15 protein-coding genes and 1 riboswitch are annotated in these 14,628 nt (G+C 68.1%); of the genes, 7 read left to right on the plus strand and 8 right to left on the minus strand.

The features are described from left to right. The first annotated feature begins 229 nt into the window (after positions 1 to 229). Positions 230 to 352 (plus strand): hypothetical protein, encoded by a 123-nt coding sequence (locus OHA77_RS28040; RefSeq protein ID WP_326825199.1) that lies wholly within the window; start codon positions 230 to 232, stop codon positions 350 to 352. Positions 353 to 481: 129 nt separating this feature from the next. On the opposite strand, the gene OHA77_RS28045 is transcribed toward OHA77_RS28040, so the two are convergent. From OHA77_RS28045 to OHA77_RS28055, 3 genes are all read right to left on the minus strand, one after another. Then, on the minus strand, positions 482 to 748 hold the full coding sequence (locus OHA77_RS28045) for a hypothetical protein (protein WP_406312420.1): 267 nt from the start codon (positions 746 to 748) through the stop codon (positions 482 to 484). A 119-nt stretch (positions 749 to 867) separates the two neighbouring features. Next, complete coding sequence (locus OHA77_RS28050; protein WP_406312421.1) at positions 868 to 1,719, minus strand: helix-turn-helix domain-containing protein; 852 nt, start codon at positions 1,717 to 1,719, stop codon at positions 868 to 870. A 142-nt stretch (positions 1,720 to 1,861) separates the two neighbouring features. Next, positions 1,862 to 2,122, minus strand: coding sequence for a hypothetical protein (locus OHA77_RS28055; RefSeq protein WP_406312422.1), 261 nt, complete (start codon positions 2,120 to 2,122; stop codon positions 1,862 to 1,864). 215 nt (positions 2,123 to 2,337) lie between these two features. On the opposite strand from OHA77_RS28055, the gene OHA77_RS28060 reads away from it, so the two are divergent. Together OHA77_RS28060 and OHA77_RS28065 are read left to right on the plus strand one after the other, a co-directional pair. Beyond that, positions 2,338 to 3,987, plus strand: coding sequence for a helix-turn-helix domain-containing protein (locus tag OHA77_RS28060; RefSeq protein ID WP_406312423.1), 1,650 nt, complete (start codon positions 2,338 to 2,340; stop codon positions 3,985 to 3,987). A gap of 123 nt (positions 3,988 to 4,110) precedes the next feature. Further along, positions 4,111 to 4,551: a hypothetical protein gene (locus tag OHA77_RS28065; protein WP_406312424.1), complete on the plus strand. Its 441-nt coding sequence runs from the start codon at positions 4,111 to 4,113 to the stop codon at positions 4,549 to 4,551. 71 nt (positions 4,552 to 4,622) lie between these two features. Here the strand turns inward: OHA77_RS28065 and OHA77_RS28070 are convergent, their stop codons facing one another. Next, positions 4,623 to 5,306, minus strand: a complete 684-nt coding sequence (locus tag OHA77_RS28070) for a C40 family peptidase (RefSeq protein ID WP_406312425.1) — start codon at positions 5,304 to 5,306, stop codon at positions 4,623 to 4,625. Between the two features lie 2 nt (positions 5,307 to 5,308). Then, a riboswitch (cyclic di-AMP (ydaO/yuaA leader) is annotated at positions 5,309 to 5,539 on the minus strand. Positions 5,540 to 5,681: 142 nt separating this feature from the next. Between OHA77_RS28070 and OHA77_RS28075 the strand changes: the two genes are divergently transcribed. Beyond that, positions 5,682 to 6,728 carry a 3-isopropylmalate dehydrogenase gene (locus OHA77_RS28075; RefSeq protein ID WP_406312426.1) on the plus strand — a complete coding sequence of 349 codons (1,047 nt, stop codon included), beginning with the start codon at positions 5,682 to 5,684 and terminating at the stop codon, positions 6,726 to 6,728. Between the two features lie 172 nt (positions 6,729 to 6,900). Continuing rightward, entirely contained in the window at positions 6,901 to 7,995 is a 1,095-nt protein-coding gene (locus OHA77_RS28080; RefSeq protein ID WP_406312427.1) for a branched-chain amino acid aminotransferase, read from the plus strand. Between the two features lie 57 nt (positions 7,996 to 8,052). Here OHA77_RS28080 and OHA77_RS28085 read toward each other — a convergent pair whose 3' ends face one another. Next, positions 8,053 to 8,640: a Uma2 family endonuclease gene (locus OHA77_RS28085; protein ID WP_406312428.1), complete on the minus strand. Its 588-nt coding sequence runs from the start codon at positions 8,638 to 8,640 to the stop codon at positions 8,053 to 8,055. A 102-nt stretch (positions 8,641 to 8,742) separates the two neighbouring features. Then, on the minus strand, positions 8,743 to 9,396 hold the full coding sequence (locus OHA77_RS28090; RefSeq protein WP_326825192.1) for an O-methyltransferase: 654 nt from the start codon (positions 9,394 to 9,396) through the stop codon (positions 8,743 to 8,745). Between the two features lie 311 nt (positions 9,397 to 9,707). Between OHA77_RS28090 and cimA the strand changes: the two genes are divergently transcribed. Then, positions 9,708 to 11,285: a citramalate synthase gene (cimA, locus tag OHA77_RS28095; protein WP_406312430.1), complete on the plus strand. Its 1,578-nt coding sequence runs from the start codon at positions 9,708 to 9,710 to the stop codon at positions 11,283 to 11,285. 56 nt (positions 11,286 to 11,341) lie between these two features. On the opposite strand, the gene OHA77_RS28100 is transcribed toward cimA, so the two are convergent. Beyond that, on the minus strand, positions 11,342 to 13,027 hold the full coding sequence (locus OHA77_RS28100) for a heparinase II/III family protein (protein WP_406312431.1): 1,686 nt from the start codon (positions 13,025 to 13,027) through the stop codon (positions 11,342 to 11,344). 177 nt (positions 13,028 to 13,204) lie between these two features. Then, complete coding sequence (locus OHA77_RS28105) at positions 13,205 to 13,813, minus strand: cysteine hydrolase family protein (protein ID WP_406312432.1); 609 nt, start codon at positions 13,811 to 13,813, stop codon at positions 13,205 to 13,207. A gap of 213 nt (positions 13,814 to 14,026) precedes the next feature. Between OHA77_RS28105 and OHA77_RS28110 the strand changes: the two genes are divergently transcribed. Continuing rightward, positions 14,027 to 14,623: a cyanamide hydratase gene (locus OHA77_RS28110; protein ID WP_406312433.1), complete on the plus strand. Its 597-nt coding sequence runs from the start codon at positions 14,027 to 14,029 to the stop codon at positions 14,621 to 14,623. The last annotated feature ends 5 nt before the right edge of the window (positions 14,624 to 14,628 follow it).

The raw sequence follows: 14,628 nt of genomic DNA on the forward strand, positions 1-14,628 counted from the left end.
GAGACCGTATGTCCATGAGCGGGTACCGTGGTAGGAAATGCGCCAGGTTCTCGTACTCATTACCTGCCGCGGCGGGGTCTGACAGGACAGACCGGCGGCCCGCCGCGGTGTCACGGCGCTCGCCGGTTCCACGCCTCGTCGCCGATCCGCGACCCGGATCCGCGACATTCAGGCCCGGTCGGGCTCCCGACCGGAGTCCGGGCCATCTCCCTGCTCGCATGCGACCGAGATGAGAATCGCCATGTACGACATGTATCCCTGGAACCGTCCCGAAGAGACCGAGGACGAGGCGGCCGACGCCCTCCAGACCGCGCTGGACCGCCGGGACAACGGAGGCGCTCCCACCCGGTGACCCTCTCAGAGGACGAGTCCCGCCCATGACCCGGCGGGACGGTGGTGGCGCCTGTGGCCCCGGGAGGCTCCCCTCTCCCTGAAGAGCACCCCTCCGAGAACGAGTCCTCGCCCCGGGGCCACAGGGCTGTTACCTGGCGGACCTCAGCGGCAGGTCGCGCGTGGCGGGCGACTCGGCCGGGGGCAGGGTCTGCCAGAGTTCGACTTCGACGTGCTGCATGAGATCGCGCAGTTCGTCGGCGGTGCCGGCTTCGACGATCCGGACCTGTCGCGGGTCGCGGCACTCGAACGCGGTGAAGCACCGCCGCCACGGTCGCCACATGACCAGCCAGCCCGGCGCGTCCGCCTGGATCCTGGCGGCCGCGTCGATCTTCTCGGGGTCACGCCCGGCGGCCATGACAGACCATCCTCGGGACTCGGATGATCCCGTCCTGGGACGGGCCAGCCGGGGGAAAGGGGGGCGAGAGCACGCTAACGACGCTAGGTAACCGGCGTGCCGGCATCAATGATGTTGCGTTATGTTGCGCGGAACCCGCTCGCCACGGTCCGTAGCACCGCGCGGGCGGCTTCGCCGTACACCGCGGTGCTGTGCAGCGCCTCGAACGCCTTCTCGTACACGGCGACGTCCGAGGGCGCCTTGTGCTGGATCTGGCCGGGCACCGTGTCGACGCGCACCCGCGCGGCATCGTAGATCCAGAAGTTCTCCGGCGGCATCATCGACGGTTTCGCCGACGCCGGAATGATCCCGAACGACAGGTTCGCGACGCCGCTCGTCAGTTCGGCGAGCCGCTCCAGCTGGGTGATCATCTCCGCCGGCCCGACCAGCGGTGTGCGGAGCGCCTGCTCACCGACGATGAACGCGAACCGTTTGGTGCCGTCACGCAACACGCCCTGCTGCCGCAGCCGTGCGGCCACCGCTGCGTCGATGTCGTCCGGGATGTTGCGGAAGTCGATGACGGTCCGCAGATGTCCCCGCGCGTATCCGGCGGTCTGGAGCAGGCCGGGGATCGCCGAGTGCTGCCACACGCGGAACCGGCTGGTCTTCTCGTACAGAGGCTGGAACGAACGCTGCACACGTCCGAGTCCCGTCTCCTCCAGACGCCGCCACTCCGTGTACATGGCGTCGATGTTCTGGGCCGCCGCGATCAGATCGACTACCTGCTCGTCGGCGTCGCACGCCCTGCACCACGCCCGGATGTCCGTCTGGTTCGGCATCTGAACGGCGTTCTCGATCTTGGATATCTTCGTGTGGTCCAGACCGGTCCGCGCGGCCAGTGCCCGCCCGGTCAGGCCGGCGTCCGAGCGGAGCGCGCGCAGACGCGCCGCGAGAATGCCTTTTGCCTCGTCGATGCGTGTGGAGGTTGCCATCGAGCCACTTCGTCACTGTTGGGGGGTGTTGGCTGCGACGGTACGCCCGAAGTTGTGAAATATCTTGTTATGTTGCGAATCATTGCGCCATGTCGGCTAAGTGGTCGACTTTGGAAGTCTCGGCGGTTGACCTGAAAGCTGATCATGTGCCGGGCTGGCTCAGCGGCCAGGTGTTCGTGGCGTAGATGTCGCAGACAAGGTCGAGGGCCTCTTGCGGGCTGCCGGTGGACCAGATCCGGTCCTCATAGCTGTCCTTGCCTGCCGAATAGATGGCAAAGTCCCAGCGGTGGGCTGAGCCTCCGTAGCGCAGTCGCATCAGCCAAGGAGTGAACGTCGACACCGTCCGCCGCATCCTGGCCGCCGACGCACTCAAGCCCTGGCAGTACCAGTCGTGGATCTTCATCCCTCGAGGACCTGCGGACCCGGATCGAGCGACACGACCAGAAGGGGTCGAACCTTCAGCAGCACGATGACTGCGACCATCAGCCAGCCGTGGACCCTGCCGCACAACCCGAAGGATTTACGGCGCAGGACATTAGTTAGTCCGCCGTTTCGGCTTCACGATGGGACATATCGTGGCAGCCTGTCGCGGAGGCGCTAGCCACGGGGGGCATCGGCATGGCCGTGGAGCGGCAACGGGATGACCTTGCCGGGCTCTTGTCGGAGTTGAAGCAGCGCAGCGGCCTGAGCTATGCGGAGTTGGCCCGGCGGACCTACACCAGTAGCTCCGCGCTGCATCGCTACTGCACCGGGCGTGGCAACCCGCCGGACTACCAACTGGTGGCGAAGATCGGTCAGGCATGCGGCGCCTCCGGCCAGGAGCTGAACGACCTGCTACTCCGGTGGCGGTGCTCGACCGGGAAATCTCCGCAGCCGTCGCGACCGATGAAGGACCCGCCCGCCATAAGGGCAAGCAGGCCACAGGCCGCCGGTCGGCGCCACAGGCGGTTGACGGTCGGGGCGCTCGCCGCGCTTGTCCTACTCACGTTCCTCCTGGTCCATTCGAGCACGCCGAACACGACTGGTGTCGCGTCCACCGAACCGATTGCCGCTCTCTCCTGGGTGACGGATCCGGATTCGGTGCCCTCGGCGCTGTTCGGCGTGACGACGAACAGCACCACCGGCGCGATGCCGTCGTTCAGGGTTGGCAGCGTGCGGTTGTGGGACAGCCACACGCGATGGGCGAACCTGCAGCCGCAGCGGGACCGTTTCGATTGGGCCACGCTCGACAGGCTGGTCGACGGTGCGCGGCACGCGGACCTGCCCGCGCTGTTCGTGCTGGGCGGTACGCCGCAGTGGGCAGCACCGAACTCGCCGAAAGGCGCCTACCCTGATGGTTCGCGTACCGCGCCGCCGGACGACCTAGCCGACTGGGACCGATTCGTCCGTGCTCTCGTCGAGCGATATCGGGGCAGGCTGGAAGCCTACGAGTTGTGGGCCTATGCCACCGACCCGAGGTTCTACTCTGGGTCGGTCGACACTCTGGTGGAGATGACGCGAAGGGCAGCGACGATTGTGCGTTCCGCCGACCCCGACGCTGTCATCGTGTGCCCCTCCATGGGACAGCTGTGGCAGGCCAAAGGGCGCGACATCCTGCGCAGGTTCGCCGAGCTGGGAGGCTATGAGCACTGCGACGCCGCCGGCGTGAAGCTGCACCAGCGCCACGCCACCGACCCGCCGGAGACGCTCGTGCGGCTGCTCACCGAGATTGACAGCACCATGCACGCGGCCGGCGTCCATCCTGCGTTGTGGAATACGGGCACCACGTATGACATCCCCCTGCAGGGCTCGCTCGATCGGCGACGCTCCGTCGACTACGCGATGCGTTTCTATCTCGCCGGGCTCTACGGCAGAGAATTCGGCCTGGCGCGGATGTATTTCTACAACTGGGGATCCGGTCGGCTACCGCTGGTGCTGCAGGCGGAGGGGACCCCGCCGACCGGGGCGGGACTCGCGGTGGAGACGCTCCAGCGGTGGCTGGTCGGGACCCGGCTGCGCGGCTGCGGGCAGGGGTCTCCCGCAGGATTGCCCGGCAACGCGTGGCAGTGTGAGTTCATCGACGAGACGGACCGCCGATTGATCGTCCGCTGGACCCATACGGGTACGGCGGATACCACTGCGGGCCCCGGTGCCGAATCACTCACCGGCATCGACGGCACGACCGCAGCGCTGCGACCAGGCGACTCGATTCGGGTGACCGAGACGCCCTTGCTGATCACTTATCGGGCCGATGATGCCGTCCCGCGCTCGGGACGAAATGGCTGGTAGTCGCGTGCACGGATGTCCCACCACGACACGGGACGATGAACCGCTTGTCACTCGTGGCCACCGCCGGAGACGGTGGTGGAGGCATCGCAACTGCGGTGCCGAACACGGCAAGGGGTGGTTGGCATGAACCGATGGAGGTCGGCCGCTGTCACGGCTTTGGCTTCGGTCGTCGCACTGTCCGTTGGGCCCGCGGCACATGCTGAAATGACAGAAGATCGAGAGTTCGCCGCGGCGAGCAAGTGTGCATCAGGACCGGGGTATCCGGATTACTCCTACACCTTCGGCTCTCCCTACAGCTTTACGTTCGGATCGACCAAGGTGAAGCATTCACAGCTGCGTATCTCGGACAAGAACGCTGCCACGGTAACGACCAAGTGGAAGGGAATGAAGATCTACCTGGAGCGCACCGACGGGCGGATCTGCGGACCGAAGACGGTGGTCTCGCAAGGGGACGGCACCTACTTCGCGGGGGTCCAGTACCTGTCCAATCCTGGATACGGTGTCCGGGCGTGCGTCAAGTACCGCACAGGCGACGTCAAATGCGGCGAGTGGAAGAAGGAATAGCCGCAGTACACGGAGGCGAGGCACCCGATGCGCCGGGTGCCTCGCCTCCCGTTCACGCGGCGCCCCACTGCTCAGGACTGGGCCGCGAGCGTCGTGGGGGCGGGTGCGGCGGCGAGCTTGGCCTGCTCGATGGAGAGCTTGACGCCCTCACGGTCGGGGCGGACGGCGCCGGCGAAGCTGTCACGGCGCCAGGCGGTGAGCTTCTCCTCCTTGACCACGTCGCCGGTCTGCGGGGCGTGGACCATGTAGCCGGGCTTGCTGATCATGCCGACATGGCCGAGACCGTGGAAGAAGACCAGGTCGCCGGGCTTGAGGTTCTTCCAGGAGACCTTCTTGGAGAACGCCGCGTACTGGTCGTAGGTGACGCGGGGCAGCTTGATCCCGGCGGCGCCGTAGGCACGGAGCATCAGGCCGGAGCAGTCGAAGCCGCCGTGGCCGGTGGCGCCCCAGACGTACGGCGTGCCACGTTTGGACAGGGCCCACTTCACGGCCTTCTTCCAGGCGGGGACCGGGGCCTTGGCGGTGAGGGCCTCTTTCAGCTTGGCGCCGGTGAGCGTCTGCGTCCCGGTCGCGGGCTTGGGAGGGGTGAGCATCGGGATCTCGGCCGCGGGCTTGGCGCCGGGGATCGTCGGAGCCTCGGCGGCGGGTTCGGGGGAGGGGAGGGGGGCGTCCGCCAGGGCGAGGGAGGGGGTCGCGAACACGGCGGCGCCGGCCACGAAAAGGGGCAGGACACGGGGGTAGATCTTGCCGGACAAGATGGTTCCTTCCATAAGGCCGGCCGGGTTAGCTGTCGGGCTCGGGCGTGGAGGCCGCCCTACGGCGCGAGAAAAGCGCTGATTCGCCCCAAGGGATCCCGTGCAGGCGGCCTGAGACACGGCTCCGGCATGCGGAGCGATGTCCCGGGCGGCCGTGGACCCCGGAAGTGGTTCCCCGGCTCCGTGCAGACCGAAAGGGGGGACGACCTGCACGGATTAGGCATCGGTTCGAATGCAGAGGACCATAACGAAACTTCACGAAAGGGTCAAGACCGCGCAAAAGCGGACAAAACGATCAGGGGGTTTTGCGGGCGCAGACTGTCCGATGGGTGAGATGGGTGTTCGTCTACCGAGACGGGGCGGTAGGGTTCCGGTATGGACGCGCGTAACATTCGCCTGGCAGTCATCCCCGGAGACGGGATCGGAGCAGAGGTCGTCACCGAGGGCCTGAAGGTCCTCGAAGCGGTCGGCGCGAAGGTGGAGACCACCACCTACGATCTTGGCGCCAAGCGCTACCACAAGACCGGTGAGATCCTTTCCGAGACGGTCCTGGACGAGTTGCGGGGATACGACGCGATCCTGCTCGGCGCGATCGGCGACCCCAGCGTGCCCCCGGGCATCCTGGAGCGCGATCTGCTACTCAAGATCCGCTTCGAGCTCGACCACTACGTCAATCTCCGCCCGGTCAAGCTCTTCCCCGGGGTCGAGTCCCCGCTGGGCAAGGCCCGCCCCGAGGACGTCGACATGATCGTCGTCCGTGAGGGCACCGAGGGGCCGTACGCCGGGGCCGGCGGCGTGCTGCGCCGGGGCACGGCGCACGAGGTCGCCACCCAGGATTCGGTGAACACGGCCTTCGGCGTCGAACGGGTCGTCCGTTACGCCTTCGACAAGGCGCTCGGCCGGACGCGCAGGAAGCTGACGCTGGTCCACAAGACCAACGTGCTCACCTACGCCGGTGACCTCTGGGCCCGCACGTTCGACCGGGTCAGCCTGGAATATCCCGACGTCGAGACCGACTACTGCCACGTCGACGCGGCCTCGATGTTCTTCGTCAGCCAGCCGGAGCGGTTCGACGTGATCGTCACCGACAACCTGTTCGGCGACATCCTCACCGACATCGGCGCCGCCATCGCCGGCGGCATCGGCCTGGCGGCCAGCGGCAACGTCAACCCCGACCGCACCGCGCCGAGCATGTTCGAGCCGGTGCACGGCAGTGCCCCCGACATCGCGGGCCAGGGCAAGGCCGATCCGACCGCGACCGTCCTGTCCGTCGCCATGCTCCTGGACCACCTCGGCCTGTCCGGCGAGGCCGCCAGGGTCGAGCAGGCGGTGGCCGATGATCTGGTCGAGCGGCTGGCCGGCCGGGCCGGGCGGACCACCGATGAGATCGGCGACGACATCGCCGCCCGAGTAACCGGCTGAGAGAGCCGCCTTCCTCCACCTCAGACGCGCCTGGCGGCTCTCGAGCCGCCAGGCGCGTCTTCGTCTGTCCCGGCCCTGCCGGTTTGCGACATCAATGCAGTAGTTTCCCGTTAGCCGGTCCATTGCAGAATGGACTCAACGGCAGACCATCACAAAGAGAAGGATTTCCGTCATGACCACCGCTCAGAAGCTCAGCTTCGACGTGCAGCCCTCCGACCACGCGCGCACCGCAGCCGAGCGCGAGCAGGTACTGGCGAACCCGGGTTTCGGGCAGACCTTCACCGATCACATGATCTCGATCGACTACACCGAGGGCGAGGGCTGGCATGACGCGCGGCTCATGCCGTACGGACCACTGAGCCTGGATCCGGCGACCGCGGTCTTCCACTACGCCCAGGAGTTCTTCGAAGGACTGAAGGCCTACCGCCAGGAGGGCGGCGCGATCGCGTCCTTCCGGCCGTACGCCAACGCCGCCCGGTTCAACCTGTCGGCGCAGCGGATGGCCATGCCGGAGCTGCCCGAGGAGACGTTCGTCGAGTCGCTGGAGCTCCTCGTCCAGACCGATCGCGAGTGGGTCCCCACCGCCCCGGGCCATAGCCTCTACCTGCGCCCCTTCATGATCGCCACGCAGGCCGCGCTGGGTGTCAACTACCCCTCCAGGGAGTATCGGTACATGGTGATCGCCTCCCCGGCGGCCGCCTACTTCGGCGCCGAAAAGGCCGTCTCGGTCTGGCTGTCCACCGAGTACACCCGCGCGGCCCCGGGCGGCACCGGCTTCGCCAAGTGCGGCGGCAACTACGCGGCGGCCTTCGTGGCCCAGCGCCAGGCCGTCGAACAGGGCTGCGCCCAGGTGGTCTGGCTCGACGCGAACGAGCACCGCTATGTCGAGGAGATGGGCGGGATGAACCTGTTCTTCGTCTACGGCGACCGTCTGCTCACCCCGGCCCTCACCGGCACGCTCCTGCCCGGCATCACCCGCGACTCGATCCTCGCCCTCGCCGCCGACCTGGGCCTGACCGCCGAGGAGGGGCGCCTGTCGATCGAGGAGTGGCAGGCGGGCTGCGAGTCCGGCGAGCTCACCGAGGTCTTCGCCTGCGGCACCGCGGCGGTCGTGTCCCCCGTCGGTTCGGTCAAGGGCGCCGACCGCGCCTGGACGGTCGGCGACGGCACCCAGGGTCCCGTCACCGCCCGGATCCGCGAGGAGCTCGTCGGCATCCAGTACGGTTCCCGCCCCGACGCGCACAGCTGGGTCCACAAGATCTGCTGACCGGCACACGAGAGAAGCCCGGCCTCCCACCCGGCCGGGCTTCCCTGTGCGTACGGCCTACTCCTCGATCAGCTTGCCGGTGTCGATCGTGAGATTCCACGGTGCCGGAAGATCGAGGGGATCACCGAGTTTCACCGATACCTCGTCGGTGTATCCAGCCTCACTTGGACAACTGAGCAGCCTGACCCTGTTCTCAAGTGCGTCGATGGCCAGATAGAGCGGAACGCCCGCTCGGGCGCAGTTCCGAGGCTTGACGAAATGATCATCGTGGATGCTGCTTGGAGAGACCACTTCGACGACCAGGAAGGTGGCGTCCGCGTACACGTGGTTGGGATCCCACTGACGTGCCGTGGCCGGGACGGCGATGAGATCAGGCTCATAGCGATCCGCCTGGCTGTTCAGGAAGATCTTGGTTTCCTGCAGGAGCTCCCACCCCTGCTCGATGGCGACCGAGACGAGCTGGAGCAGCAACCGGTAGACGATTCGAGCATGGGTGAGCGTGGGCAACTCCCTCACCACGATCCGGCCGTCGATGATCTCGATCCGATGCTTCTCGAATCGATCGACGAGCTCCAGGTAGAGCCGTTCGACCTCTGCTCGATCGTTGATCTGGTAGGTGACCTGTCTGTCCATGAGCAGTCCCATGGGTTCATCTTCCCCTCCGCGCGGGTGGGCGCAACGTGTTTGACACGCGACTAAAAGTAATCGCAAAGATTCCCGCCCGCCCGGGGTTCGGGGAAGTTCTCGTCAGTGCTTTCGAATCATGGTGAGCCCGTCGGCGATGGGCAGGATCAGTGAGGTCACCCGGCCGTCGGCCATGACCATGTCGTTGAACTCGCGGATGGCCCGGGTGCTGTCGTCGTCGGCGGTGGGGTCGGCGACGCGCCCGCTCCACAGGGTGTTGTCGACGAGGATCAGGCCGCCCGGGGCGAGGCGGGGCAGCAGGGCCTCGTAGTAGACGGGGTAGCCGATCTTGTCGGCGTCGATGAACGCCAGGTCCACGGCCTGTTCGGGCGCGAGCTCCTTCAGGCGTTCGGCGGCGGGGCCGACCCGCAGTTCGATGCGGTCGGCGACCCCCGCCTTCTCCCAGTAGCGCCGGGCGATCGCCGTCCACTCCTCGCTGACGTCGAAGCAGCTCAGCCTGCCGCCGGGGGGCAGTCCCCGGGCGATGCAGATGGAGGAGTAGCCGGTGAAGGTGCCCACCTCCACCACGTTCCGTGCGCGGCCGAGCTGGGTGATCATGGTCAGGAACCGCCCCTGGTCGGGGGAGATCTGCATGCCCGCGCTCTCGCCGGTGGCCTCGCGGGTCTCCATGGCGAGCGCGTCGAGGACGTCGTCGGGCGGGGTGGTGTGCGCGCTGAGGTACTGCCCGATGGCCGGGTCGAGATAAGTCGCTTTCATGGCCGCCATTCTCCTCATCGATCGCCGGCCCGGGGCGGGAACCCGCCCCCGTGTCGGCGGCCGTGAAGGAGCGGTCCGGCGCCGGGCCGGCGGGCCGTACATCTCGGATCCTGAGATCGATGTGTCAAATGGTGTCGGCGTATGGCAGACTCCGAAGCATCATGTTCTACGGTCTGCTCATTATCGGCAGGCGCGCTGGCTGAAAAGGGACACCGCCAGCGCGCAGACCTCTCACGTCCGTGAGGGGTTTTTTTGTTTCTCAGAGCCGGATGAGCGCGCGGCGAATCATCGAACCCGCGAAGGAGACTGACATGGCCGACGACCGCTTCCATGTGTACGACACCACACTGCGTGACGGCGCCCAGCAGGAGGGTCTCAACCTCACGGTGACCGACAAGCTGGCCGTCGCACGCCATCTGGACGGTCTTGGCGTCGGTTTCATCGAGGGGGGCTGGCCCGGCGCCAATCCGAAGGACACCGAGTTCTTCAGACGGGCTCAAACAGAGCTCAACCTGAAGCACGCGCAGCTCGCCGCGTTCGGCGCGACCCGCCGAGCCGGAGTGAAGGCAGCCGACGACCCGTTGGTGGCCGCCCTGCGCGAATCCGGCGCGCCGGTCGTGACCCTTGTCGCCAAGAGTCACGACCGGCACGTGGAACTGGCCCTCCGCACGACTCTCCAGGAGAACCTCGCGATGATCCGCGACACGGTCTCCCACCTCCGTGCGGAGGGGCAGCGGGTCTTCCTCGACGCCGAACACTTCTTCGACGGCTACGCCTCCAACCCGGCCTACGCGCTGGAGGTCCTGCGCACCGCCGCCGAAGCGGGCGCCTCGGTCATCGCCCTGTGCGACACCAACGGCGGCATGCTCCCCGACGAGCTCGCCGAGGTCGTCCACGCGGCCGTGCAGACCTCCGCCCGGATCGGCATCCACTGCCACGACGACACCGGCTGCGCGGTGGCCAACACCCTGGCCGCGGTGAAGGCGGGCGCCACCCACGTGCAGGGCTGCGCCAACGGGTACGGCGAGCGGTCCGGCAACGCCAACCTGTTCACCGTCGTGGCCAACCTCCAGCTCAAGCGGGGCTTCGACCTCGTCCCGCGGGAGGCGCTGGCCGACATGACCCGGATCGCGCACGCGGTCACCGAGGTCACCAACGTCACCCCGAACTCGCACGCCCCCTACGTGGGCGTCTCCGCCTTCGCACACAAGGCGGGGCTGCACGCCAGCGCCATCAAGGTGGACCCCAACCTCTACCAGCACATCGACCCGGTCGAGGTCGGCAACGACATGCGCATGCTCGTCTCCGACATGGCCGGTCGCGCGTCCGTCGAGCTCAAGGGGCGCGAGCTGGGTTACGAGCTCTCTCCCGAGACGTCGCGCGAGCTGGTGGACCGGGTCAAGGACCTGGAGGCCAGGGGCCACACCTTCGAGGCCGCCGACGCCTCCTTCGAGCTGCTGCTGCGCGACACCGTGGCGGGCGAGCGCAGGCGCCACTTCGAGGTGGAGTCATGGCGGGTGATCGTCGAGCGCACCCGTGGCGGCGAGCTGGTCAGCGAGGCCACCGTCAAGCTGCACGCCAAGGGCGAGCGCATCGTGGCCACCGGCGAGGGCAACGGCCCGGTCAACGCCCTGGACAGGGCCGTCCGGCTGGGGCTGGAGCAGCTCTACCCCGAGCTGGCCGAGGTCGAGCTGACCGACTTCAAGGTCCGGATCCTGGAGGGCACCCACGGCACCGACGCGGTCACCCGGGTGCTCCTCACCTCCAGTGACGCGACCGGTGCATGGACCACCGTCGGCGTCGACGAGAACATCATCGAGGCCTCCTGGCAGGCCCTTGAGCAGGCCGTCACCTACGGGCTGCTCAAGGCGGGCCACTCCGCCGGCTGATCCGCCCCCGCCCGGGGTACGGCCGGCCCGTACCCCGGGCGGGCTCCGAGGAGGGCTCAGGAGAGGTCAGCGCCGCCGACCCGGAAGCTGACCGGGCCGGTGGAGGTCTCCAGTTTCACCTTGCCACCGGAGCAGGAGACCGAGGGCTTGTCGGTGCCGGGCACCACGACGGTGAGCAGCGGGTCCGCGGAGGCGGGGGAGACGACCGTGGGAGCGGGCTGCTTCTGCAGGTAGGCGGGGGAGACCCAGCCCTGGTAGGGGTTCGACTGGCCACGGACCACCTTCAGGCCGCTGACGGGCTTGCAGGAGGGCATCGACACCTGGACCAGCGTCGCCTTCCAGCCCGCCTTGTCCTTGACGACGACCTGGCCGCCGCCGTCGGACACGACCGACAGCTCGGAGGCGAGGTGCCAGAGGTTGGTGACCTTGGCACCCTTGGGGACGGTGTCCAGCACGGCCATCACGTCCTGCTCGTGGTTGACCAGCACCGAACGGGTCCTGGGCACGCCGTAGGCCCTGTCGGTCAGCCGGTAGCTCTGCCGGTCGTCCCCGATCGAGGATCTGCTCAGCTTGGTGGCCGTACCGCCCCGGAACGCGGCGCCGGCGACGGCCGGCGTGTTGTGCGCCTCGGTGGACATCGTCCAGCGGCGGTAGCCGGTGTTCTCGTAGGAGTGGAAGCCCACGTCGACCAGGACGTCGTGGCCCTGGGCGTAGTAGGTCACGCCGAGGTGGTCCTCGTGGCCGTGGTACTTCTGGCCGGGACCGAAGCGGATGGAGTAGAACGCGGACTCGGGCTTCTCCCAGGCGGTGCGCCCGTAGACGTAGCCGTTGCCGAACACCCGCACGGTCTGCTTCGGGTGGTCGTACCCGACCGGCCGTACGTCCGCGCCGCCGTCCCCGATCGGGACCATGAACCCGCCTGGCTGGGTGGAGTGGGAGATGAAGTCCTCCAGCGACTGCCACCGCCGGGTGATCTCGCCGGGCACCTTCCGGCCGCACGCCTTGATCCTGTCCATGGCGACGCTGAGCCGCTCATGGACGTAGATCGCGTAGCGCGGGGCCTGCTCGCGCAGCGCGCCCTGGGAGTCGACGTCGAGCTTCACCGTCTCGGTCAGCCGCTTGACGGCGAGCCCGGACCACGTGCCGTTGCCGTACCGGCAGCCGATGCCGAGCAGTGCGATGTCCTGGTCGATGCCGTGGTTGTGGCCCTTCTCGTACAGCTTCGGGTCGGACAGCATCGCGGCGTGCTCGGCCAGGCTCCTGGACAGCCAGGGTGCGTTGACGTGCTTGCTGAGGCAGACCAGGGCGGGGGCCCGCAGCGCGATCGGGTGCTCCTGCCAGGCGTAGGGGCTGGCATTGGGACCTCCGCGCCGGGGGTTGTCCGTCACCCAGTCCTTGGCGATCTCGGTGGCACGGGTCAGGTAGGCGGCCTCCCCGGTGGTCTCGTAGTCGGCGACCAGGCGGCCCATCCAGCGCAGGGAGTGGAACACCATGCTCCACGAGCGGTTGTGGTAAGGGTCGGTACGCCAGTTGACGTTCTTGCCCACCTTCACCGGATCGAGGTCCAGGAACCCCAGCTCGCCGCTCATGATGTCCGGAGATATCGGGGTCGCCGGTAACCAGTCGCCCTGACACTCGGTCGTGCGTTTGACCTGCGCCGCGGCTCCTGCCGCGCCGGTCACCGCGCCGCAGGTCACGAGGAGGATGAGCGAGAGGACGAATGCTTCGGTGCGGCGGCGCACGCCAGTTCCTTCCGGGCCGAACGAAGAGGGCGGATCATGCTGTCCGAATACGATCAAACCGGTCAAGTTGGACGGACCTCTTCCAGCACATCGTTAGCAACTAGATGCGCACCCGACGTTTGACGCCCTCTGAATCAGATCACCGGCACCGGTGCGCGGCGATCTCCCCCGGCTCCCTCATCCGCCCGTCCCCCGCGTGCTGGCCCAGATGCTGGGGCGGGGCAGGGGCTCTCCGGCCTTGACGGCGGCGGCCCACTCGGCGGTGGTGGCCACCGAGGCGAAGTTGGAGTCCATCACCACCAGCACGTGGTTGTGCAGCTCCTCGGCCGTCACGCTGCCCGCCCGGTTGGCCAGGGCGAGCGTGCCGGTCGCGTCCGACAGGAACTCCACGGTCATGCCCCGGTGGTAGGCGTCGCGGGCGGTGGACTCGTCGCAGTTCTGCGTCATGTAGCCGGCGACGGTCAGCGTGTCGATCCCCCGGGTGTCCAGCCACCCGGCCAGATCCGTCCCGGCGAAGGACGAGGCCATCGTCTTCTCCAGCAGGTGGTCGTACGGCCTGCTTCCCACCTCCTTGTGCAGCTCCCACGAGTGGCCGCCGGCGCCGAACAGCGGAGCTCCGGCGGGTGAGGTGTGCTGGACCAGGATCACCGGGACACCGTGCTCGCGTGCGGTGTCCATGGCGGTCAGCACGGCCGCCAGGCTCTCCTCGCGCGGAGGGTGGATGATGGGCAGGTTGCCGGTGAAGTACTCGTTCTGGACATCGATAACGATCAGTGCTCGCTTCATTACTCCAGTCTGACAGTCCGCCGGCGCCGGCCGTACTCGGGAGAGCGATTCCGGCCATCCAGCACGATGATCGCGCCAGTTCCGGCTCATCAGCCGGGCACGGGGACCGCCACGTCCGTCGACGCGGGCCCGCCGAAGGCCTCGCGGCGCATCGGGGCACGAGCGGACAGGGCGTCGTTCGCCTGCCGTTCCCCGCCACGGCAGGGTGGACCCATGAGATTCGCCGACATCGTGATCCCCGACACCTCCGCCACCCGTGGCGCGCTGGAGGTCGCCACCGCCTACTGTCCGCCCGCCCTGCTGAACCACTCCGTGCGGGCCTACCTGTGGGCGGCGGCCTACGGGACGATGAACGGCATCGCCTTCGACGCCGAGCTGCTGTACGTCTCGTCGATGCTGCACGACATCGGCCTGGTCAAGGAGTTCGACAGCCACACCGTGCCGTTCGAGGAGGCCGGTGGGCACCTGGCGTGGGTCTTCGGCGCCGGGGCCGGCTGGCCGGTCGAGCGGCGCGTGCGCGCCTCGGAGGTGATCGTGCGCCACATGTGGGACGAGGTGGACGTCGCCCAGGACCCCGAAGGTCACCTGCTGGAGCTCTCCACCGCGCTGGACGTCTCCGGCCGGCGGCCGGAGGACTTCCCCGCCGGGCTCCGGGCCGAGGTGCTGGAGCGCCACCCCCGGCTGGGATTCGGCGAGGAGTTCCTCGCGTGCTTCAGGGACCAGGCGGGACGCAAGCCGGACAGCCTGGCGGCGAGGTTCGTCCGTGACGGCCTCGCCGGCCGGATCGAGGCGAACGCGCTGGACCGCTGAGCCGG

This window comes from Streptosporangium sp. NBC_01639 (assembly GCF_045209755.1).
Lineage (GTDB): Bacteria > Actinomycetota > Actinomycetes > Streptosporangiales > Streptosporangiaceae > Streptosporangium.